This is a genomic window from Virgibacillus kekensis, assembly GCF_042654125.1.
Lineage (GTDB): Bacteria > Bacillota > Bacilli > Bacillales > Amphibacillaceae > Lentibacillus > Lentibacillus kekensis.
Map to the genome: position 1 here is coordinate 989026 of NZ_JBHSFU010000004.1, position 23180 is coordinate 1012205.

The 23180-nt window shown below is 39.0% G+C and carries 11 protein-coding genes and 1 pseudogene; 5 read left to right on the forward strand and 7 right to left on the reverse strand.

What is annotated here, in order from left to right; translation table 11 throughout:
- Positions 1–7: 7 nt before the first annotated feature.
- Positions 8–844, forward strand: a complete 837-nt coding sequence (locus tag ACFO3D_RS09000) for a MetQ/NlpA family ABC transporter substrate-binding protein (protein WP_390294981.1) — start codon at positions 8–10, stop codon at positions 842–844.
- Between the two features lie 308 nt (positions 845–1152).
- On the opposite strand, the gene ACFO3D_RS09005 is transcribed toward ACFO3D_RS09000, so the two are convergent.
- The 3 genes from ACFO3D_RS09005 to ACFO3D_RS09015 are packed head-to-tail and all read right to left on the reverse strand — an operon-like array spanning position 1153 to position 5136.
- Positions 1153–2712, reverse strand: coding sequence for a hydantoinase/oxoprolinase N-terminal domain-containing protein (locus ACFO3D_RS09005; protein WP_390294984.1), 1560 nt, complete (start codon positions 2710–2712; stop codon positions 1153–1155).
- A 1-nt stretch (position 2713) separates the two neighbouring features.
- Positions 2714–3802 (reverse strand): DUF917 domain-containing protein, encoded by a 1089-nt coding sequence (locus ACFO3D_RS09010; RefSeq protein WP_390294986.1) that lies wholly within the window; start codon positions 3800–3802, stop codon positions 2714–2716.
- The gene (locus ACFO3D_RS09015) at positions 3799–5136 is read right to left on the reverse strand and encodes a cytosine permease (RefSeq protein ID WP_390294989.1); all 1338 of its coding nucleotides are present in this window, start codon (positions 5134–5136) and stop codon (positions 3799–3801) included. Before ACFO3D_RS09015 ends, ACFO3D_RS09010 begins: the two co-directional genes overlap by 4 nt.
- A gap of 618 nt (positions 5137–5754) precedes the next feature.
- On the opposite strand from ACFO3D_RS09015, the gene ACFO3D_RS09020 reads away from it, so the two are divergent.
- Complete coding sequence (locus ACFO3D_RS09020; protein ID WP_390294991.1) at positions 5755–7056, forward strand: voltage-gated chloride channel family protein; 1302 nt, start codon at positions 5755–5757, stop codon at positions 7054–7056.
- Between the two features lie 170 nt (positions 7057–7226).
- The gene (locus tag ACFO3D_RS09025) at positions 7227–7838 is read left to right on the forward strand and encodes a DUF421 domain-containing protein (protein WP_390294993.1); all 612 of its coding nucleotides are present in this window, start codon (positions 7227–7229) and stop codon (positions 7836–7838) included.
- Between the two features lie 409 nt (positions 7839–8247).
- Here ACFO3D_RS09025 and ACFO3D_RS09030 read toward each other — a convergent pair whose 3' ends face one another.
- The 3 genes from ACFO3D_RS09030 to ACFO3D_RS09040 form a co-directional block, all read right to left on the reverse strand.
- Positions 8248–9441, reverse strand: coding sequence for an aminotransferase-like domain-containing protein (locus ACFO3D_RS09030; protein WP_390294995.1), 1194 nt, complete (start codon positions 9439–9441; stop codon positions 8248–8250).
- A 156-nt stretch (positions 9442–9597) separates the two neighbouring features.
- Complete coding sequence (locus tag ACFO3D_RS09035) at positions 9598–10986, reverse strand: YjiH family protein (RefSeq protein WP_390294998.1); 1389 nt, start codon at positions 10984–10986, stop codon at positions 9598–9600.
- 277 nt (positions 10987–11263) lie between these two features.
- Positions 11264–12409 (reverse strand): alpha-hydroxy-acid oxidizing protein, encoded by a 1146-nt coding sequence (locus ACFO3D_RS09040; protein ID WP_390295000.1) that lies wholly within the window; start codon positions 12407–12409, stop codon positions 11264–11266.
- Between the two features lie 779 nt (positions 12410–13188).
- Here ACFO3D_RS09040 and ACFO3D_RS09045 point away from each other — a divergent pair.
- Positions 13189–16404 (forward strand): M36 family metallopeptidase, encoded by a 3216-nt coding sequence (locus ACFO3D_RS09045; protein ID WP_390295002.1) that lies wholly within the window; start codon positions 13189–13191, stop codon positions 16402–16404.
- Positions 16405–16530: 126 nt separating this feature from the next.
- On the opposite strand, the pseudogene ACFO3D_RS09050 reads toward ACFO3D_RS09045, so the two are convergent.
- Positions 16531–16761: pseudogene (locus ACFO3D_RS09050) on the reverse strand (nucleotidyl cyclase domain-containing protein); the annotation flags it as partial.
- Between the two features lie 600 nt (positions 16762–17361).
- On the opposite strand from ACFO3D_RS09050, the gene ACFO3D_RS09055 reads away from it, so the two are divergent.
- Entirely contained in the window at positions 17362–23178 is a 5817-nt protein-coding gene (locus ACFO3D_RS09055; RefSeq protein ID WP_390295004.1) for a DUF3320 domain-containing protein, read from the forward strand.
- Positions 23179–23180: the final 2 nt, after the last annotated feature.

Consider the following 23180-nt stretch of genomic DNA (forward strand, 5'->3'; position numbering starts at 1 on the left):
AATCATCATGAAAAAATGTATTTTTACACTAACACTATTACTTACAGTCGGTTTTATATTATCGGCCTGCTCGGAAGAAGGAAAATCAGCCTCTCAGGAAACAACAAAAGTTAAAGTAGGTTTAAATGGATCGGGAGTCCCAATCTGGGAAAAGGTTAAAGAAAAAGCCGCTAAAGAAAATATTGAACTTGAATTAGTGGAGTTTGCGGATTATGTAAGACCTAATTTGGCGCTTGCCGATGGAGATATTGACTTAAACGCCTTTCAGACAGTTTCTTATTTTGATGCATTCATTAAGGAGCGTGGCTTAGATCTTGCTCCGATTGCCACCACGTTGATCGCACCAATGGGTGTATACTCCGATAAATATAAAGATGTCAGTGAAATACCTGATGGAAGCTCAATTGCTATACCTAAGGAAGCTACGAACATGGGACGGGCTCTACTGCTTCTTGAAAAATCGGAGTTGATTGGCTTACCTGATGACTTTGATGGCAACGGGGACTTGAGCAAAATTGAAGAAAACCCTAAAAACCTGAAATTCGAACCAATCGTGGCAGCCCAAACACCGCGTGTGCTGCCTGATGTTGCAGCATCCGTCATTAATAACGGAGTGGCAGTGGAAGCTGGATTTGTACCGGTTGAAGATGCGATTGCCATTGAAGATGATACTGCAACGCCTTACATTAATATCATTGCCGCTCGTGCAGATGAAACAGACAAGAAGGTTTACCAAAAGATTGTAGAGATTTATCAGCAGGAAGATGTGGCGAAGCATATCAGAGAGGTCTTTAACAATTCCCTCATCCCTACATTCGTTCCTTTAGAGGAAATTGGATGGTAGTATAGAGAAGCTTTGACAGAAAGCATCATAAGAATCAGATAGAACCGGCTGTGCATGATAAATAATTGCACAGCCGGATTTTGTTATTGTTTGTCTTCCTTATTTTGAGTTACTGTATTTCATGAAAAAGCCTCTAATTCACTAAATATATGGAGTTGAAGAACGAAAATAGCCTTTTTAGTGTGGTTTGAGCAAAAAAGATAGGGATCAGATTGCAGAAACAGAAACAGCAGAATATGGGAGTGTAAACTCCCGTTTTTTTCCACCTCATTAGAGACTATGATGCACGAGATCCGTCCCCTTGCTTCTTATTTTTTCAAATCCCCAGCTGCTTTCACACGGATTCTGGTTGCGTTTCCTGGAAGGTATGCTAAAGGGACATCTTCTAAGTCAACAATCACAAGGTTACCTGGCTCTGCGCCTGCTGTAATCGCCTCTTGACGTGCAAGTTCTTTAGCTGTTTCAATCGTTTTCTCACGACCTAACTCGTCCATCTTGTAGATCTTCTCAATTTGTCCACTCACTTGGGAAATCGCAGAACCAATTGCATTCGCCACACCAAAGTTATTTGGCTTGATTACTTCTGAAGCACCTTTTAATTTATTTGGAATCAAAATACTTCCGCCACCAACTAAAATAACTGGCGTATCTTCTGCACTGGTCTTCATCTTGTCTAATGCTTCTTCTACCATCTCAATCATTTGTACATAGACCTTTTCCACAAAGGTTTTGTCGAGGTGAGCTACTTTAGAAGCGTCACCGAGTTCCGCTTTACCTAAAGCTACAACAATGTCAGTAGCTGTTATCGTATCTCCACCGAAAATAAGTGCTTTTTCCGAAAGACGGTGTCCAACGCTTTCAGGTCCAATTGCTACGGTACCATCTTCGTTTTCCCGAATTATTGTTCCGCCGCCAAGTCCTACAGATAAAATATCTGGCATACGAAAATTCGTACGAACGCCACCGATTTCTACTGCTAAGGATGATTGGCGGGGGAAGGAATTGTTTAACACCCCAATATCGGTTGTTGTTCCTCCCACATCGATAACGATGGCATCTGCTTTATTTGTTAAATAAGCGGCACCACGTAAGCTGTTTGTTGGACCACAGGCAATGGTAAGGATTGGATATTTCACGGTATATTCCACCGACATTAATGTCCCGTCATTTTGACCGAAAAATACCTTTGCATCAATGCCTTCTTTTTTTAATGCATTAACGAAACCGTTTGCTGTGGTTCTTGCCACATCTACTACCGATGCATTAAGTATGGTTGCATTTTCTCTTTCTAATAATCCAACGTTGCCAATTTCGCTGGAAAGGGAAATCGCAATGTCTTCACCCAGCACTTCTCGCAAAATTTCTTCTGCTCGAGCCTCATGGACATTGGAAACAGGAGAGAATACGGAAGTAACCGCTACGGAGTCTACCTCACCTTTAATTTCGTTGGCGATTTGATAAAGATGTTCTTCATCCAGTTCTGCTATTAAGCGGCCATCAAATTCATGTCCACCATGTACTAGGTAAACATGCTTCTTTAAAATATCCTTTAAGTCATCTGGCACACCTACAAGTGGTTTAATAGCAAGTGTTGCAGGTGCACCAATTCGGATAATTGCCACTTTGTTTAGACGTTTTCTTTCTACAATTGCGTTAGTACAATGTGTGGTTCCTAGCATAGCATAGTTGATTTGCTCTACAGGGACATTGGCTTCTTGGACGATTTTACGTAGAGCATTATAAATCCCGCTACTTACATCCCCTGTCGTTGAAGATTTTGTCTCTGAAATAACGTTATAGTTCTCATCTAGTAATACAGCATCGGTATGGGTTCCACCAACATCGATTCCGATACGATAGCTTGTCATGTTATTTTTCCCCCTCTAGCAACTCTTCTAATGGTGTGTAATCTAGGTCATAACCGAAGTATCTCGGACCGGCTGTTTCGATTCCTTTCTCCGTACGCCATTTAGCATCTGCAGGCAATCCAATAACGACACACCGTGCACCGTAGCGTAAGCCTTCCGTAGTGATTGGAAGCCCTGTGTCTGTATCTAGAACAGCAATTAAATCTGGTGTCATACATAATACTTTATCTCCTGATTTAGCTAAAAGATGTTCGTTTTGGAAGTAAAGGGATAGTGTCTCTCCTTGGTTATCCTCCATCCCTTCAATGGTTGCCTTTCCTCGAGCAAATCCAGTTTCTGTTTTACGATCAATGTCACTTACTTTACCTTTAAATAAGGTATGTCCATTTGTTAGATTCAAAACTTCTGTAATTGGATTTAATTTATTCTGTTTCGCCTCACGAATCGCTTTCCCAATATTCTCTTCTAATAATAGGGTATTGTGAATCGAGCTTTGTTTTACTGTTTTTCCGTCCATTGGATAAATCGACAACATGGTGGAACCACCCATCTCAACGGTGGCGACACGCGCGATTTTCTCTGCCCATACACTATTTACAGTATTTAGTATGGAGCTATTTCCTTTTTCATCGGAAAGAACCATTGGCGTTGCGGATACGCCGTCTAAATAGAAGGTAACCATCTGCAATTCAGGAAACGCACGACCCATCCCGTCTGCATCAATAACAGGCAAGCCTAATTTGGCTGCTAAGGCAAACGGAAGAAGCGAGTTTACACCGCCAGCCTCAATTGGCATGGTTGCATAAATTTCTTTTCCGAGGTAATTTTGTAATGCTTCAAAGGCGCCAAGCGCTTCGTTTCCACTAGGGATTTTTTCTACCATGACAGTTGGCGCTCCCATCATTGCCGATGGAACAATTAAAGCATCATCTGGAACTTCGTCAACAGAGATTAACTTGATTGGTCCAAATTCTTCAACTGCTTGTTGTGCCATTAATTTTCCAATATAAGGGTCACCACCGCCTCCTGTTCCAAGAAGCGCGGCTCCAACTGCAATATCTTCAATTTCTTGTTTTCCGATTAGTCTCATGATGCTTGCTCTCCTTTAAAACTCGTTGTTGTTTGTAAGCCATTTCCAACCTGTATTTTACTCGCAATCAATTGCAAGATAAAAGCGACGATAAAGGCATCAAATCCAGATGCGCCTGTTAAAGTGAATACTCCAAATCCATTTGGTTCTGGGGTTGTAAGGAATGCAACCAACGATGCTATAACCCAGATGCTGATACTTAGGATATTTACACTTTTCACGTTTTTTAGATTTTCAAAAGCATAGTTTTTTCGGTTGATAATAAAATCTGCTACATATATTCCGCCAATTGGTGGTATTAATACACTTAAAAAGCTTAAAAACGGAATAAAACTATCATAAATACCTGCTACTGCTAATAATGTTCCAATCACACCGGCAGCAATCGATAAGTAGAATTTTGGCACCTTTTGAAAAATAACGGAAAATCCTAATGCAGAGGAATACAAGTTATTATCATTGGTTGTCCACTGTGCAATGATTAGGATCACCAATGCTCCAGATCCCCAACCAAGAGTTAACATGATTTCTACAATATCTACCTGTGTTGTTGCTTTTGCTAAAATCGATGAAATAATAAGAACGATACTAAAACCGACAAAGTACCCGACAAAAGAAGCAATAACTGCATCTTTGGTTGATTTTGCATAACGAGAGATATCCGGACCAATGATTGCACCTGTTGCTAGAGAACCAATGATTAACGAAATCGCAACCCCTGTTGAAAGTGGATCTGAGGTCAATGGTGCTTGTGCAACTTCAGAAACAGATGTGCCATTCAAGACACGGACCAAGGAACTAATTAAAAGAATCGCTAGTAATGGAACAGCTACCATACTTAATTTTTCAATTGCTTTATAGCCAATTATAGCTGATATAGACATAGCTAAACCGCCAAATAGAACAAGGAAGATTGGATCCACATTTATACTGAACGTTTTTAAAAGAATGTTTTGCAGGCTTGTGCTAAACAAATTCAATTGAACCCCGAACCATCCAAATAACGAGATGGCAATAACGAAAGACACTGCATAAGAACCATATTTACCTAGAGCAAAGCTTGATACAAGTGCAGTGGATAATCCAGTTTTTGCTCCAACAATTGAACATGCTGCACTAAGTATCGCTAAAATAAATGTTCCTATGAGTGAAGCGATGATAGAATCTGATAATGTCATCCCACTTCCTAAAGTTCCTCCTAATACAACTGCGGATAGAGCAACTATACCTGCTATCCACACTAAAGATAGTTTCCCCCATCCTTTTCGTTTATCCTGTGGTACAGGCTCACGTTCATAGTCTGTAATGGCTTTGGATTTAAATCGTTCTGACATGCGTTTTCCCCCTCTTGATGTTTTTTGGTTTGAAATTTGAAAAAATTCAAAGTAATACTTAAAACTTTTTCAAATTGGAAAAAATAATTAGTCGTAATTATACCCCCATCCTGAGTGTATGGCAACCTGCTTTTATGCATTTTTTATAAGTTTTTAGACTGATATTTATTGGTAAACGCTTTCAGATAAGAAGTGGATGGTTATGGCGTAAACAATGGCATCGCTACCAATAAAGCGAATGGTTTTCCAATAATTTCATGGGAAAATATTATAATTTAATATAAATCTAATTGTATTTTTATACATATATATTGCATCGTTCTATTTGTCATAAAAAAGAAGTCAAATTGAAACTGGGACTCCTTAGGGGGACAGGTTCCTTGTCCCACTGAAAGTAATTAGGACGAGGTACCTGCCTCATCGTCTCTTAATCCGGTTTCGCTTCATGTTAGCCCTTCCAGAAAAAGAGGAATTCGTCTATTTTTAATTAAACTGAATTAATGGGTTGATCCCTTTTCGCTTCTTTCATAATTGGCTATTCACTATTTATTTAAATAATTATAATACGATAGGCAATAATAGAATTGAATTCCCCACAGGAAAGAGGCGAATTGGTGAATGCTGTTAAAGTATAAAAACTTTTTTTCAGTGCTGGGTCAATGGATTATCTTTGGAAGCATAATTGGTATAGTTGTTGGCTCGACAACCTATTTCCTTTTAGAGATAAACGATTATCTGGGAGATGATATACGATTAAAAAGAGATTGGCTTATCTTCCTTCTCCCCTTTGGAGGAATTATCATAGGATACATATATATGAACTACGGAAAGGTATTTTTGAATAATACTCTGAATGACACTGCAAAACTAAATAATCTGGTGATAGACTCAGTTCATGGAAAAAAAGAGGTGCCGCGGAGAATGGGGCCTATCGTCTATTTCGCGACTTTTGTCACAGTCCTTTTTGGAGGTTCAACTGGAAGAGAAGGTGCTGCTGTCCAAATGGGAGGAAGTGTAGCTGCTGCGGTAAACAAATTTTTTAAGGTAAACATATTCAACAAGAAAATTTTAATGATGAGCGGTATAAGTGCTGGTTTTGGGGCTGCCTTTGGAGCACCTATAACAGGTGCTGTTTTTGGGATGGAGATGACTGCTTTAGGAAAGCTGAAATTTGAAGCACTTGTTCCTTGTCTTACGGCAAGCTTTGTTGGTCACTATGTAACTACAGCAGCTTGGGGACATAAACACGAAAAATTTATAATACAAACCGTACCGGAAATATCTATTAGTACATTTATAATAGTTATTCTTCTAGCAGTCATTTTTAGCCTAATAAGTGTTTTATACTGTCAGTTGAGGCATGGAATAGAAAAATTCTCTGAGAAACTTTTCAAAAAAAACCATATGAAAAGAGCCTTTTTTGGAGGTATTGTCATTGTAGTATTAACTTTAATCGTTAGTTCACAAGATTACAATGGCCGAGGATTACAGATGTTAGAACAATCTTTTATAGAAGACGTTCCACCCTTTGCTTTCCTGGCCAAGCTAATATTTACAGCAGTAACTCTTGGTACAGGCTTTGTTGGCGGTGAAGCCATACCTTTATTTTTCATTGGAGCAACATTAGGCAATACCTTACACACATTCATCGATTTACCTATGTCATTTCTCGCTGCATTAGGATTAATCGCTGTTTTTTGTGGAGGGGCTAATACTCCTATAGCAGCTTTCCTGCTGGCAATGGAAATGTTTGATGGAAAAGGGTTAGAGTACTTTTTTGTTGCTTGTTTAGTCAGCTATCTATTCTCAGGACATCATGGACTATGGCCATCTCAAAAAATATATGAGCCTAAGAGCAGGTTATATAATACTCTTCTCGCGGAAACTATTGAAAACGTTGAAAAAAAGAAAAAACCTTAGAAAATTAGACGTAAACAGGAATAAGCTGCCCTTTTATTGTTCTAGTTATATAAAGACACTTCACTAAAGAATAAAGTAAATGATTTCATCCACAATAATCACTAGATATTAAACCAGAAAAAGTCAACCGTAAATATATTTTTAGCAACATTTGAAAAGAGGGGATCCTATTGGATTTACACTTCATATGGAAAGCTGTTGTCGTCGTGATAGGAGGAATCCTGATTTTACGGTTAGCTGGAAGAAAATCAATCTCACAGCTTACTGTTGCTCAGACTGTCATGATGATAGCTGTTGGATCATTAATTATTCAACCTGTTGGCGATAGGAACATTTGGATTACAATGTTGATTACATTTTTAATGGTAGCTACACTTCTTTTTATTGAGTATATCGTTTTGAAATCGAATGCTCTTGAAACTTTAATTTATGGGAAAGGGCTTGTAGTAGTTGAAAACGGCCAAATTAATGAAAGCAATTTAAAGAAGCTGCGGTTAACGGTTGACATGCTTGAAGTACGAATGAGACAACAAAACATTCAGGATTTTACTGATTTACAATGGGCTACTATAGAATCGAACGGTCAGTTAGGATATATGTTAAAGCCTGATAAAAAATACGCTACTAAAGAGGATATTGAGATGCTGAAATCGCTGATTGAATCAAATCAATCTAATCCTCCAAATGAAACATCGAAAACTAAAACAAGTGTGTCAGATAACATATTTACTGAGGTTAAAAATAGAAAGCATAAAGAAAAACCTAAAGAGAAATTGGATTAACACTAATGTTAAAATATTCCAACTAAGCAAATTATTTACATTCTTGCTCAAGAACATTCTTTAGGAGAATTTACTAGTTCGGCTGCATCTTTCCTCTAGAGACAACCAGTAAAACGGAATCTCTTGTTTTCCTTTGGGTGCCTGTAGTCCAGCCCCTTAAAAATGGGTAGTTAAAATATGACATTTAAGCGTTATAATGAGAAACGTATACTATTTCTGTTACTAAAAAACAGCTTTAAATTCAGTTATGTCATATATTTATCATACACTACCTGTCCATTATAAGGGGGGCAACCACTGGAACTTACCGAATTTTGTCATATTATATCGTAAAGGTTGTACATTAAAAACTCATTTTATTTATGGTAGGATTCATCGCACTCATCATACCTTCATTTGATATGAATACTTATGAAAGGATTAGCTTTATAACTTTACTTAGTTTTTGAATTCCTTCTACTATCTCTTTTTGGTCAGCATAACTAAATGATAGACGAAGGTACTCTGCTCCATCCTGCTGATTTAAGAAAAAATGTTTCCCCGGGATATAGGAGACACCTTCATTGAGAGCCTGAGTTAAAAATTCCGACGTATCAACACCAACAATTTTGACCCACACAAAGTAACCACCTTCTGGCACATACCAGGAGACCGATTTGGGCATGTGTTGTTCCAATGCAGAAAGTAAGACGGTACACTTACGTTGATACGTTTCTCTTAAGGTTTTGAGCCTTTTCTCTAAGTCAGTTCTTTCTAAAAAGGAAGCCATTGATGCTTGGGCAAATGGATGGTCTAAATCTTTTTTAAACCAAGCCAAAGCGGTAATAAATTCGGTTGTTGCAGTTATCCATCCGATTCGCATTCCCGGTGCTACTACCTTGGATAAAGAACCAACATGTAGAACACGTCCTTCGTTGTCCATTGCTTTTAACGGAACTGAGTGTGTTTGAAAGTATAATTCGCCATAAGCATCGTCTTCTAAAATAAGAAAATCATACTCGGCAGCAAGTTCCAACACATGTTTCCGACGATCCATTGTCATCGTTGTACCTGTTGGATTTTGAAAAGTTGGGATTGTATATAAAATGCGAGGAAGCGGGAACCCTTTTCTTTTCCTTTCCGCTAGAATCTCTTCTAATTTATTTGTTTGCAGTCCGTACTCATCCACAGGAATACTAATAAAGTGCTTCGTGTAGTTTTGGAATACTTCTAATGCTTCCATATACGTTGGCGATTCTACGGCAACGACTGTTTTATTATCCATAAAAATGCGGGCAACTAGATCGATTGCTTGGCATGCCCCGGATGTAATTAAGAGTTCTTCTTCTGAAACGCGGATACCACGTTGTACCAACCTCGCTTGAAGCTGCTCCTTTAGCTTTGCCATTCTAGGGCTTCCAATATAATGTAACGGTAAATCCCCCTCTTCTTCAAGCAGGCGTCTAACTGCTGCTTGAAGCTGCTCAACTGGGATAAGATTAGGTGCTGGGAATCCAGAACTTAAACGTACACAACCATCTGGGAGTGTTGGCATCCATTCGCCCGGTGGCTCATTCCGAAGGGCGGCTTTCGTGCTTTCAGAAAAAAAAGATTCCATATTCATTTCTATCATTCACCTTTCCATTAAATCTTGCTTTTATTATTATATACAGATTACTAAAGAAAGCATTGGCGGGTACCAATGCTTTTTGACCTTTTATTAAATTATAGGTTGAACTTCCAATTACCATTCTCTAATTCACTTTTACTATACTAGATTTTAGAAAAATAATAAATGTGCCATTAACGCAGCAACTGGCAACGTAATGATTGTTCTTTGGAGAAATATAATAAATAGTTGCGCAAACGAAACTGGAATTTTTGATTTTATTAATAGAATTCCAATTTCAGACATGTATATTAACTGTGCTAAGGACATTACACCTATAACAAAACGTGTAAGTTCTGACTCAATCCCACTTCCAATTACAGCTGGTAAAAACATATCTGCAAAACCAACAAGCATAGCAGGCGCAGCAGCTTGAGCCTCTGGAATTTGCAGCAACTGAAGGAATGGTACGAAAGGATAGGATAAGTAATTAAATATAGGAGTAAACTCCGCAATAACAAGGGCTACCGTTCCTAACGCCATCACCAATGGGATTAAACCGAACCAAATATCAAGCACATTTTGTACCCCGCCTTTTATAACACTGGGATAACTCTTGACTTGATCTGCTTTTTCCACGGCCTTTTTTACTCCCCACTGGAAACTAGACACCCCTTCTGGCACAACTTCATCTATTTGTTTCCCTACCGGCTCGTAATACGTATTTTTCTTAAACGAAAGAGGCGGGATCCTTGGACAAATAATTGCAGCAATTACTCCTGTTACAATTACAGTAAAATAAAACTGGATAAACATATGGTCAATATTTAAAAACCTTGCAATAACAAGACTAAAGGCAATCGAAGCAATAGAAAAGTTCGTTGCAACAACAGATGCTTCACGTTTTGTATAGTAACCAGATTCATATTGTTGTGTTGTTAATAATACACCCACTGTTCCACTTCCCATCCATGATGCTAATGCATCAACGGAGGAACGTCCAGGTAATTTAAATAAAGGAAACATTACTTTACGTACCAATGTTCCTATAAAATCCATCAACCCAAATTGAAGTAAAAGAGGCATAAATAAACAAGCGAATAAAAACCAAACCATTAATACCGGAATTAAATCATATAATACTACCCCGCCCGTAATACTCGACCAAATAAATTCAGGACCTATTTGATTCAATGTAAAGACAGCAAATAATGCGCCAATACATCTCAAGATTAACCAGAATGGCGTAATATCAAATAAACTAGTTAAGAATGCACTCTTTTTAACTGCTTCTATTGTTGTATATTTAACGATCAAACTACCAACGGCAGAAATACAGAGAATAACTGTCATTATCGAAGGAATATAATCAGCTATGGCACCCTGTAAACCATCCGCTAAAACTCCAAGTCCGATTGTTACTTTTCCATTTACAGAGATAGGGACTAAAAATAGCAAAACTCCAATTAATGAGGGAAGCCAAAAGCGCATATATTGTTTTGCTGTAAATTCCTTTTTGTTAGTAAATTCTTCTATCTGTTGTAGTTTTTCAATTTCCATGTAGACTCCCTCCAATTTCATTATATTTTTAGTAGATAGTATTGATCGTACTATCCCCGCTTAGCTTAATAATCTATAATATATCATTTATTTGTATAATTATGCAATGGTGTGTTTTATTATCTTATGTTGGATTTATCATAATACAAAAGCCTGTTTTCTCTTTAAATAACTAGAAAACAGGCTTTTGGAGTATATAAATAAATGTATAAAATATAGTATATTTTTATGAAATTTATTGATAGGTCATTTTTAAGCTAGTCTTGGAGGCTTTAACCTACACCCTTGCAATTTTTAATTGGCGTAGTTCTTTTACATTTTTAACACCGGACAACATCATAGAAGTTTGAAGATCCTGAAGAAAATTAGCTAAAAATTGTCCTACCCCTTTTTCACCACCTACAGCTAAACTATAGACATATGGACGGCCAGCCAAGACAGCATCAGCCCCAAGAGCTAGCACCTTTACGGCATCAATCCCTCTTCGAATCCCACTATCAAATAATACAGGAATTTGACCATCTACAACCTTTACGATTTCAGGTAGAGCATCTACGCTAGAAATAGTACCATCTAACTGTCTTCCACCATGATTTGAAACGATAATTCCATCAACCCCATATTCAATAGCACAACGAGCATCTTCTGGATGTAAAATCCCTTTTAAAACGATTGGCAATGACGTTCTCTTTTTCAACGCTTTGACATGCTCCCAATTTAAAGCTGGATAATTAATATTATCTATAATTTCCTGAAGTATAGTGCGTGAATTAACCTTTTCTAATGTTGATAAGAATACAGGATCTGATTCAAAGTTTCCTTGACCATAGCCTAGCGCTAATGGGGAAAAGCGATGATGCATGTCTTTCTCTCTATAACCTAGTGTAATAGTGTCTATCGTTAATACAATCGCTTCATACCCTGCTTCTTCAGCACGTTTCACCATATTAAAGGAAATTTCCTCGTTGGTGGACCAATATAATTGAAACCATTTAGAACTACCATTTGTAGCTTGAGCTACATCTTCAATTGAATAACTCGAAACAGTACTTTGTATAAACGGAACCTTATATTTAGCCGCTGCCCGAGCAACAGCCAGATCCCCCTGCTCATCAGCTAACTTTAAAACACCAACTGGTGCAAGTAATAGTGGCGTAGGGTATGTTTGTCCAAAAATAGTTATACTCGTATCCAAATTAGATACATCATTTAATAATCTCGGGGTAATTGAATATTTCTTAAATGCATCGGCATTTTTCCTTACTGTCTCCTCACCACCGGCCCCGGAAGCGATATAACTAAAAGCAGGAGCAGACATAGCTTTTTTGGCTACACCTTCTATTTCCTCAAAACTAATTGGAAAATTTTCCTCTGTATCAATAGATTGAACGACATTATCATTACTTTTAAAAGAATTAGACATCCCTTGATCATCCCTTTAATATTTATTCACGGATACTACTAAAAATAAGTTTACCATTTTCTCATTTGTCAAAAAAGAAAATCCCCGTATATTTGCCCTCGAAAGTCTAATTATTAACTTATTCATAAATTTAAAATGCGGATACATACATTAATCATACATTAATATGCTCTTTTAATTTTATTAAACTTTTAAAAAGGGGGTTGGAATATCTGTGGATATGAACAAGGGATCGTTAAATGGGAAACTTAAGGGAAACCCTTTCTCTCCTTATTTTACGCTTATTTATGATACGGTTCACCGTAACGGTTTGTAGGGTTTCCAAAAAACATAATAATCTCTCCCTTTTTAGTTTTAGGGGTACATGCTTAGAAAAAATATACTCCCCGATTTTCAAACCTATTAATTAAAAAATGATAGTTTACTGTTCTTCGTTCCCAGATTAATCAATCACTTTTCACTGACTTGAAAAATTCAATCTGTTTAAACAAGGTGTTATCTCATTACCTCCTAATGGATAATACCTTTTTTGCTATTTATTCCTATCGTATGAATTTTTAGCTTGCATCTTTGAAAACATCTCCTAATGATTAGACTTTTTATATTACCCCAAATCTAGTATTTAGATCCTCCCTATAAACCTTTTGTATTACCTTGTATAGGTCGAACAACTAATTTCAATAGTCAGTTGTCAGTACTTTTGGACTTATAACAAGGAACAGCTAATATACTTTGAGAACTATACTATATAAATTCTATAAAGGGAGGATAAAGACTTCATGAGAAGAAGAAAGCTTGTTGCCGTTTTCAGTATAATCGTACTTTTGGGGGCACTAGTAATACCCAGCCAACTCATCGCCGAACAGATTTCTGGGCCAATTCAAGAAACGAGTGTACTGGAGAAAGCGGAATCAGAATTTTTTGATGTAAGAGATGTGATCAACCGTGTTTTGCCAACCGAAATCCAACTAGACTCGGCACAATCATTAGCAGAAGAAGTAGGAACCGGGGTTAAAATTAAATGGGATCCACTGTTTGGAACCCCTTCTAGTATTGTAAAGAATCACGGTTATTTAACCGAAGAATCTTCTTTAAACGCTGAAACGATTGCCTTAAATTGGATTAAGGAAAACTCAAACCTATATGGTCTAACACAAGAAGAGATTAATAACCTTAACGTAATCCGAAACTATAAAATGCCAGGTACAGAACTTCAACCCGTTACCTTCCAACAAACATTCGATGGGATTGAATCCGTCTATGGAGGCAGGTTGATTGTCGCCGTAAATAAAGAGGGGAAAATATTATCTGTAACTGGAAACCTCAGTCGCTCCACAGAACTACTCGCCGACTTTGAGTTATCATCTATGGATGCACTTAACCAGGTTCTATCACTTGAAGTGCCTAATCTTAGTTACACACCAACTCTAAAAGGAGAAGAAAAAGGTTGGGATGTATTTGACGGTGGAGATATTTTACCAACTGACCAACGAGTTAAAAAGGCAACATTCATTACAAATGATGGTGTCCGCCCCGCTTATCGCGTTTTATTTATTGAAGAGTTAGACAAAGGCTATGAAATTGTCATCGATGCAGCAACTGGTGACCAACTTTATAAACGTTCACTTGTTGATCAATTGTTAGGGCCTGAAGGTTTAATTTTTGAAAATTACCCAGGTGCAACGAACGGTGGCGAGCAAGTTAGTAAGTCTTTTAAAGGGGATCCAAACGCTTCACCAAATGGATGGCTCGTTACAGGAACAGATTTAGGAGTTACAACCTTTGGAAACAATGCTGATTCATTCGCTAACTGGAGTAACTTTTTGGCACCTGCAGACCAAATCGTTCGTCCAGTAAATCCACTAGGCAAATTTAATTATGAATTCACAAATGCTTGGCAGGAAACAGAAGGGGAGATTGTACCACCATCCTATGCAGAAGACGTTAATAGTGCAACAACAAACCTTTTTTATCACCATAACCTTTTCCATGACTATTATTACAATTTAGGCTGGGTTGAAGCAGCTGGGAACTTGCAGCTTACCAATTTTGGCAAAGGTGGTATGGATGGTGACCCTATAATGGGATTGGTTCAAGCCGGAGCAATATCTGGTGGCGAGCCGACCTACACTGGTCGTGATAATGCCTATATGTTAACACTACCAGATGGACTCCCATCTTGGAGTGGCATGTTTTTATGGGAACCTATCGCCGGAGCTTTCGAAGGGGAATATGCAGATGGAGACTATGATGCCGGGATTATTTATCACGAATATTCCCACGCTTTATCGAATCGCCTGGTTGCCGGTGGAGAAGCTTTAGGTAGCCATCAATCCGGCTCGATGGGTGAAGGCTGGGGTGACTGGTATGGGATGCATTATTTAGTTAAAAACAGTCTCCAGGAAAAGCCCGTTGTTGGCGGTTATGTGACCGGAAACCTTGAGCGCGGAATTCGAGGCTACTCATTGGATGAGGCACCTTATAATTTCGGTGATATCGGTTATGATATCGTAGGTCCAGAAGTACATTCTGACGGAGATATTTGGGCAGCCATTTTATGGCACATGCGTGAAGAACTAATTGACCAATTAGGAAAAGATATCGGTGAGACAGTTGCTGAACAACTCGTTATGGATGCCATGCCAATTTCCATTCCAAATCCTTCCATGGAGGATATGAGAACGGCCATCGTTACAGCCGAGTTTGAACGGTATGGTGGCGAGTATTCAGACGTACTATGGAAGGCGTTCGCCCAACGCGGATTAGGTGTTGATGCTTTCTCTAACGGCGGAAATGATACAGATCCTATTCCTGCCTTTAACCATCCTGACGAAGACCAAAACGGTTTATTGTTTGGAAAAGTTGTCAACGCATCGACTAACAAGCCTATTGAAGGGGCACGTATTATCATTGGACAGTATGAAGCCCGAACAAGTCCTGCGGTTGTAACTAGTTCTGGTGGAAAGTTCGGATTACCAATGGTAGAAGGAACGTATGATGTTACCATTCAAGCGGAGGGTTTTGGTTCCCGTACAATCGAAAGCGTTGAAATTACAGCAGGTAAAAAGAATCGTATGCAATTAAAAGTAGAACCTAATCTAGCGTCCTCCTTTAATGGTGCTGAGGTTATAAGTGCTTCGAGTGTATCGGATAGTAACCCAGTTAAAATGGTCATTGATGATACAGAAGCTAGTGTATATGCTTCTGAAACAGAAGAGAGTGGTTTTACTGGAGCAGAATTCGTTATTGACCTAGCAGGGGATCAAGCAACAAAGCTGTCACATATCCAAGTCAGCGCGTTTAAAGATGTATCGAAAAATCGTTTTGCCACTTTAAAGGATTTCACCGTCCAAACTTCCATTGATGGGGAAAATTGGGAAACAGTGATTGAAGATACATTTACAGCAGGCAAACCACGTCCAAATGCACCAGACTTACAATATAAAGGATTTGATTTAGATCAACCTGTTGAAGCAAAATATCTGAAGTTTATTGCAAATAGTGCTCAAGATAATTCCAAAGGCTATGTCCAAGTAGCTGAAGTTCAAGCTTTCTCTTCTGATAAATCCAAAATAGAGCCATTAACGCTTGAACCAGAAGAGCCTTTTGTAGCAGAAGGGTCTGTTGAGGTTGGAAACGCAGGAACTGGAATTGGTAGTTTGGCTGGAGTACCAGCTACATTAGCTGTAACAGAAAATGAATTTGTTACAACTCAAAATCCAACCCCAACCTCCCAAGGAGTTGACGGGTATGTTATTACGTTACCTGAGCCATATGGAGATGGGATACACAACTTCACTTTAACTGGACCTGGTGGAACATCCTATGATTATGACGTTTATTTCTATAACCAAAACTTTGAGGTGATAAACGGAGTCGCAACAGCAGGAGCCGATGAGTCAGGGGTAATTCCAGGTGGAACAAGGTATGTATATATTGGTCTATGGTCAGGCGCGGACGTACCTTTCACATTTACAGCTAAACGTCCGTATTAGGGTAAATAGGTAAAGAGCAGGATTGTGGTCCTGCTCTTTTTTACTAAACTTATAATGATAGAGAAACATCTCTCCATGTTTGAATAACGTTTTGTTTAACAAACATATTAACACCCAAAAAACACATTAAGTTATTTGCATCTCATCAATTGTTAATTCATTTACAACCTTATCTTTTCCTGTTCGCTTCGCTACATATAAACAGGCATCTGTATCCCGGAAAAAAATCTCTTTTCCAGTTCCCTCTTTATAAGATTGTAAACCTATACTCACAGTAACATGGCCTTCATCCAATTCATCATGTTGTAATTTAGAAATGTTACAACGTATTTCCTCTGCTATTTGGTTTGTTTCTCTATTTGTTTTATCAGTAAAAAGTTTTTTTCAAGCTGATTATTGCAGATGAATTGAGCCACGAGTGCGGAGTTTTGAGCCAGTGATTGCGGAGGAAAGAGCCACTATTTGCGGACTATGAAGCCAGCTTATAGAAATAGAAAAACCTCCTGTATAATTGAGATTGCATGCCAACAAGCATGACTCTATTATACAGGAGGCTTTTTTATGATTAATTATCGTAAGATTCTGGAACTGTATTTTGAAGATGTCAGTCAGAGGACAATTAGTTCTAGCCATTACACCTTAAGAACTCCAGTGACCCTGTATGAATTATCGTTTTGATGTTCATCTGTTCATTATTCAAGGGCATTCTCAATAATATGAGTGGATGGTCGCAACCAAAAAATGACTAGCTTAGTATAGAATATTAGAAAAGGCCTGCACATTAATGTACACCCTACTTGGTTATACTTATATAAAGTTCTTCTCTAATTCCCTATTCCACAAACTAACAAGTATTTTTACAATTTTCTACTTTTTTCGAACAAATTATTAAAAGAAGTTGTTATAATAGTAGGAACGACCTAATAAAATGTGAGTAGCTTAAAAGGGGGTAATATTGTGGAAAGATTAATAACCTGTGAAGTTGAATATGATGAGAGGGTTAGCTTTGCCCTTCAACAGAACCATGTACCATTTATTAAACGTTTAGCCATTGAGAATGTTAGTGAAGAGAAGCATAACGATATTAAAATAGAACTATCCTCTAACCCTTCGTTTTTCAATCCTAGAACATTTCATCTTGAGGCAATAAATCCCGAAGAATCGATTGAACTGCATCCAGATATTCAATTATCGGCGGAGTACCTTAGTAATTTGGATGAAAGTATGACCGGGCATTTTAGCATTAGAATTTTAATCGGTGAGAAGGAAGCTTACCAGAAGAGTTTACCTGTTGATATTCTGTCATTCGATTCGTGGCCGGGCTCAAACGTAATCCCAGAAATTATTTCAAGCTTTGTCACCCCTAATCGTCCTTTTGTGATGGAGATTATTAAACACGCGTCCAGAATCATGCAGAAGAATACCGACACCAACGCAATGGATGGTTATCAAAGTGGTGATCCTAACCGTGTTATCGCGCAGCTTTCCGCCATCTATTCCGCCATTCAGGCTCAGGAGATTGCATATGCCAACCCTCCTGCCAGCTTTGAGGCACAGGGACAAAAGATACGTTTTCCTGACGTGATAAAGGAACACAAGCTAGGTACCTGTCTGGACTTAGCGCTATTATATGCGGCATGTGCAGAAGCAATAGGGATTCATCCGCTCATTGTGTTTTTCCGTGGACACGCGTATCCCGCTTTCTGGTTGAGAGAATATGCTTCTGCAGAGAGTTATCAGGATGACAAGAGTGTACTAACTAAGAGTATGGCTGGCGGGATTAATGAGATTGTTGTTGTTGAATCCACTCTACTAACCAATGAGATATCTACCTTTAATAGTGCGGTTCAATCTGCAGAGAGCAGTCTAAACAAACCCGATTACTTCGACTTTTTTGTGGACGTACATAGGAGCAGAATCGGACAAATTAAACCTCTCTCCTTAAAAACCAGCGTTGGGGCCAGCATTCAGGTTGCTGTTCAGCCGGAAGAGCCTGTACGGATTAACGATAATTTTGCTTTTGAGAAGGTAGAGATCATTCCGGAAGATGAGCAATCACCAGATCAAAGAGATGAGCATGAAGATAAGATTACGTATTGGCAAAATAAATTAATTGATATGAGTTTGCGTAACAACCTATTGAACTATCGCATTCAGACACAAGGAATCCCTGTGGTTACCTCCAAGCTTGATCAGATAGAAGATTTTCTGTCCATGGGTAAAAAAGTCTTTATCGAACCCTTGCCAAACGAGTGGCGTAATAAGGTGAGAGACTTTAGAGATCAAAAGGAACTCCTGACCAGCAAGATATTGTCCGATGATATGAAAAATGACAGGCTAAGGTCGGTTCTATCCGAAGCGAAATTGGAGAAAGAGCTCGTCAAGCTGTACAGAAAAGCCAAAAATACGCTTGAGGAGACTGGAGCTAATTCGTTATTTATTGCCCTGGGATTTTTAAAGTGGTATGACCCTAAATCATACTCCCAAGAGCGTTATGCACCTATTCTGCTTCTGCCCGTAGACCTTGTACGTCTTTCCGCAAAAAAGGGTTACTACATAAGGGCCCGCGACGAGGAAATACAAATTAATATTTCACTGATTGAGTATCTAAAGCAGACGTTTGGTATTGATGCATCCAGGCTCTACAACATACCAAAAGATGAACATGGAGCAGATGTGAGAAAAGTACTTACAACAATGAGACGGATTATTATGCAAATGAAGAACTGGGATGTAGATGAAACCGCCAGCATTGGTGTATTTTCTTTCTCTAAATTTGTTATGTGGAATGACCTTGTCAATCATTCAGACGAACTGAAGAAAAACAAGGTGGTTAAAAGCCTGCTAAAAGGAAGTTATACCGGTAACCAGGATGAGTCTTTCTCAGGCTCCCTGACAACGGAAGAAGATGAAGAGGCCAAAATATATGCACCTTTAAGCTCTGACAGCACACAGACCGAGGCAATCCTGGCAACCGGGGAGGACAACAGTTTTGTACTGCATGGACCTCCAGGATCGGGTAAATCGCAAACCATCACCAATATGATCTCCCATGCACTGGCAACAGAAAAAACTGTTCTCTTTGTTGCGGAAAAAATGGCAGCCTTAAATGTCGTACAAAATCGACTGGCCTCTATTGGACTGGGTGACTTTTGCCTGGAAGTATACTCGAATAAAGGCCAAAAGAAAGACATCCTTAAACAGCTGGAGAACTCTTTTGAGGCCCAGCGAAATGTTAAAGGTACAAATTGGAGTGAGAAGTTTGAGGAAGTTAAAGCTCTGAAAAAAGAGTTAAATAAGTATGTGTATGAACTTCACCAAACTACTTCACTTGGCCAAAGTATTTTTGAAATGATTGAAACCTATTCCGCTCTGACAGCACCTAAAGAAATGATTGCGTTTGATAGAGATAAAGTTATGGAAATGGACGAAGTTAGATTACGCCGTACTAAACAAACCATTGAAGATCTGGAAGTTATCGGAGAGACATGTGGCAGTGTAACAGAAAACCCATGGTTGGGAATTAAACAAACAAATTATTCACTGGCTCTGCAGGATACCATCAAGGAAGAATTATCCTCTATTGAGTCGAATACTGAAAAACTTCTTCAGCTGGATAGGAGTTTAGCTGAAATAGGGATATCACATGACCTCAAGGATCATAGCTGGCACTTGTTCATCTATAAGATTATTCCCTTATTACAAGAGATACCTACTGCTGAAATAGAGCTTATTGGTGATGACCAGTTTGACAGGGTGAAAAGAGAAATCAAAGAAGTCATTACTGTGGGGCAAGAGCACGATGAAGCAACCGGCAAGCTGGAAGAACGTTTTGATGATTCAATCATAAAAGTTGATGCAGAGGGGCTGCTCCAGGACTTCAGATTAGCTGAGAACAGCTGGTTCATTAAAGAAAAGCTGGAGAAAGGGAAGATTAAGAAGGAGCTTAAGAAATTCCTGAAAACAAAAGATAAAATTGAAACAGATGAGCTGGAGACCATTATAACAGCTATCCGGGATATTCAGGAAAAGAAAGAGCTCTTAAGACAGAATGATGATCTGATGAAACGGCACTTCCCTAATCTGTGGAATGAGGGAAAAGGAGATTGGAATGGAATAGAGGAAGCTGTCCAATGGATGGAAGATGTCCGCACTGCTATCAATGAGTTGCAACCATCACAGGAAATGCTCTTTAATTTTGCCAAGAGTCTGCAGGCCAATAAACAAAGCCTATCTACTGCCCAGGTAAAAGAACAAATAAATAGTTATACAGAAGGCTATGAAGTAATCATGGGACACTGGGATAAAGTTGAGAAAGAATTGGTTGCTGAAAACCTTTATGAACGTGATAAAGCAGAATGGGCGGCTTATAGCAGAGACAAAGCTGCTCTCCTGATTGACGCCTTACCGAATCTTAAAGATAACTGTAAGCTGGCCAGCGTTATTAAGGAAGCTGAAGAATTTGGGTTGGAGAATGTAACGAAACCTTATCTGTCCGGTAGTCTGCAATACGATGAGCTTCTATCCTCCTATTTATATGGATTTTATCGCCTCAGGATAGACGGAGAAATCTCAGCAAGAGAACAACTATCCCAGTTCTCGAAGGCAAGTTTTGAGAATAAGCTTGATAAATTTCATACCTCTGATGATGAACTTAGTGAGCTTACTAAACTTGAAGTATATGTGAAGCTAATGGGCCGCGTACCTGACTTAATGAATAGTACTATTCAAAGCTCTGAACCAGGTATCCTAGCCAAGGCAATCAAGGGTAAAGGACGAGGCATCGCCATCCGGCAGTTATTTGACAGGATAAAAAATCTGTTGCCTAAAATTAAACCTTGTATGCTGATGAGCCCATTATCTGTTGCTCAATATCTGGACCCATCATTTCCTAAATTCGACCTGGTCATTTTCGATGAGGCGTCTCAGTTACCAACGAGCGAAGCAATCGGTGCAATGGGTAGAGGCAAGAATGTCATCGTGGTTGGCGATCCCAAACAGTTGCCGCCAACGAACTTCTTTGGGACTAAACAGGAAGAGGAAAACTTTGATTTACAGGATCTTGAGAGCGTTCTTGATGATAGCCTTGCAGTACAACTACCGCAGAAGCACTTGAGGTGGCATTATCGAAGTGAACACGAGAGTTTAATTTCTTTTTCAAACAATCACTTCTATGAAAAGAAATTGGTAACCTTCCCATCTATAGATGATATGGCTTCTAGAGTATCATTTAAAAATGTTGAAGGTGTTTACGACCGTGGTAAGACCAAGCAAAACAAGCTTGAGGCAGAGGCGATAGTCAACGATATCTTTTCACGGCTGAGCAATCCGGAGAAGCAACATGAGAGTATTGGAGTAGTTACATTCAGTCAGCCGCAGCAAACGTTGATTGAAGATATGATTGATGAACGGCTTAGACAAGATGCCTCCCTGGAGAAGTATTTTACTGACGAGGTAGAGGAACCAGTCTTTGTTAAGAACTTGGAGAATGTACAGGGTGACGAGCGTGACATTATTCTGTTCACGGTTGGCTATGGCCCTGACTATACAGGACACATGACCTTGAACTTCGGACCGTTAAATCGTGATGGTGGCTGGCGCCGGCTAAATGTCGCAGTTTCTCGCGCGAAAAAAGAAATGGTGATTTTCGCATCAATGGAGCCAGATAAAATCAACCTCTCTCGCACGAAGGCTGAGGGGGTGCATAGTCTAAAAGCATTTATGGAGTTTGCCAAAAGAGGTAAGATACCCACCGATATTGAAAACCAGGTAAACAGCAAACGGGCAAATTCCAACGTCATTATTCCAAAAATAAAAGAGGCTCTACAGCAGAACGGTTATCAAGTGGCGACAAATGTAGGGAACAGTGATTTTAAAGTAGACTTAGCGGTAGTAGATCGTAAAAGTAACGGGGAATACCTTGCTGCCATACAGGTGGATGGGCATCGCTATGCTGATTTTACGACTACCCGGGACCGTAATAAACAGGGAGACCTTATGCTGGGCCGACTGGGATGGCATATTATCAAAGTCTGGTCAGTTGAATGGTGGCACAATGAAGAAAAACAGATAGAGGATCTGCTTGCACAACTACAGGAAGCCGAAAAGAATAGTGCTAAGACAAAGAAAGAGACAGAAGCCCAGCCTGTTAAAGAACAAGAGTCAATCCACGAAAAAATTAGTGGCCTGGCGATGCCTGTAGAAGAGAAACAGCAAGCAAGCTTTTATGAGCCGGCAATTTTAGAAGATGTGGCTTTGCCTAACGATTACTTCTACTCTTACGAAGGTAAACCAGTAATCCAGGGACAGATCAAAAAGATTATTGATAAAGAAGCCCCTGTAAGTTTTTCAAGGTTAACCAAAGAAATCATAAATGCGTGGGGATTCTCCAGAAGTGGTGCAAAGCTCGAAAAAGTAATACAGGAAGCATTAACCGGATTAATGATTTATGAAACTACTGAAGAAAAAGGAAATTTCTTATGGCGAGACAAAGAACAGTTCACTTCCTACAACGACTTTCGAGTTAAAAACCGTCATCGCAGAGCACTACAGGACATTAGCAAGATTGAGTATGCCAATGGCGTAATCCAGATTATGAAGACAGCACTCCGACTGCCAAAAGCTGATTTAGTCCGGGCGATCTCTAAACAGCTCGGTTATAATCGTACCAGCTCTAATGCGGAAGTGTATGTGCAGGAAGCCATTGATTTGAATGTGAAAAAAGGATTGATTGCGGAGGACGCTGAGTGGAATTTAGAGTATATAAGTGATTAGAA

Coding starts and splice junctions, on each gene's coding strand:
- ACFO3D_RS09000 (WP_390294981.1), top strand. CDS start 8: ATGAAAAAATGTATTTTTACACTAACACTATTACTTACAGTCGGTTTT.
- ACFO3D_RS09005 (WP_390294984.1), bottom strand. CDS start 2,712: ATGACAAGCTATCGTATCGGAATCGATGTTGGTGGAACCCATACCGAT.
- ACFO3D_RS09010 (WP_390294986.1), bottom strand. CDS start 3,802: ATGAGACTAATCGGAAAACAAGAAATTGAAGATATTGCAGTTGGAGCC.
- ACFO3D_RS09015 (WP_390294989.1), bottom strand. CDS start 5,136: ATGTCAGAACGATTTAAATCCAAAGCCATTACAGACTATGAACGTGAG.
- ACFO3D_RS09020 (WP_390294991.1), top strand. CDS start 5,755: ATGCTGTTAAAGTATAAAAACTTTTTTTCAGTGCTGGGTCAATGGATT.
- ACFO3D_RS09030 (WP_390294995.1), bottom strand. CDS start 9,441: ATGAATATGGAATCTTTTTTTTCTGAAAGCACGAAAGCCGCCCTTCGG.
- ACFO3D_RS09035 (WP_390294998.1), bottom strand. CDS start 10,986: ATGGAAATTGAAAAACTACAACAGATAGAAGAATTTACTAACAAAAAG.
- ACFO3D_RS09040 (WP_390295000.1), bottom strand. CDS start 12,409: ATGTCTAATTCTTTTAAAAGTAATGATAATGTCGTTCAATCTATTGAT.
- ACFO3D_RS09045 (WP_390295002.1), top strand. CDS start 13,189: ATGAGAAGAAGAAAGCTTGTTGCCGTTTTCAGTATAATCGTACTTTTG.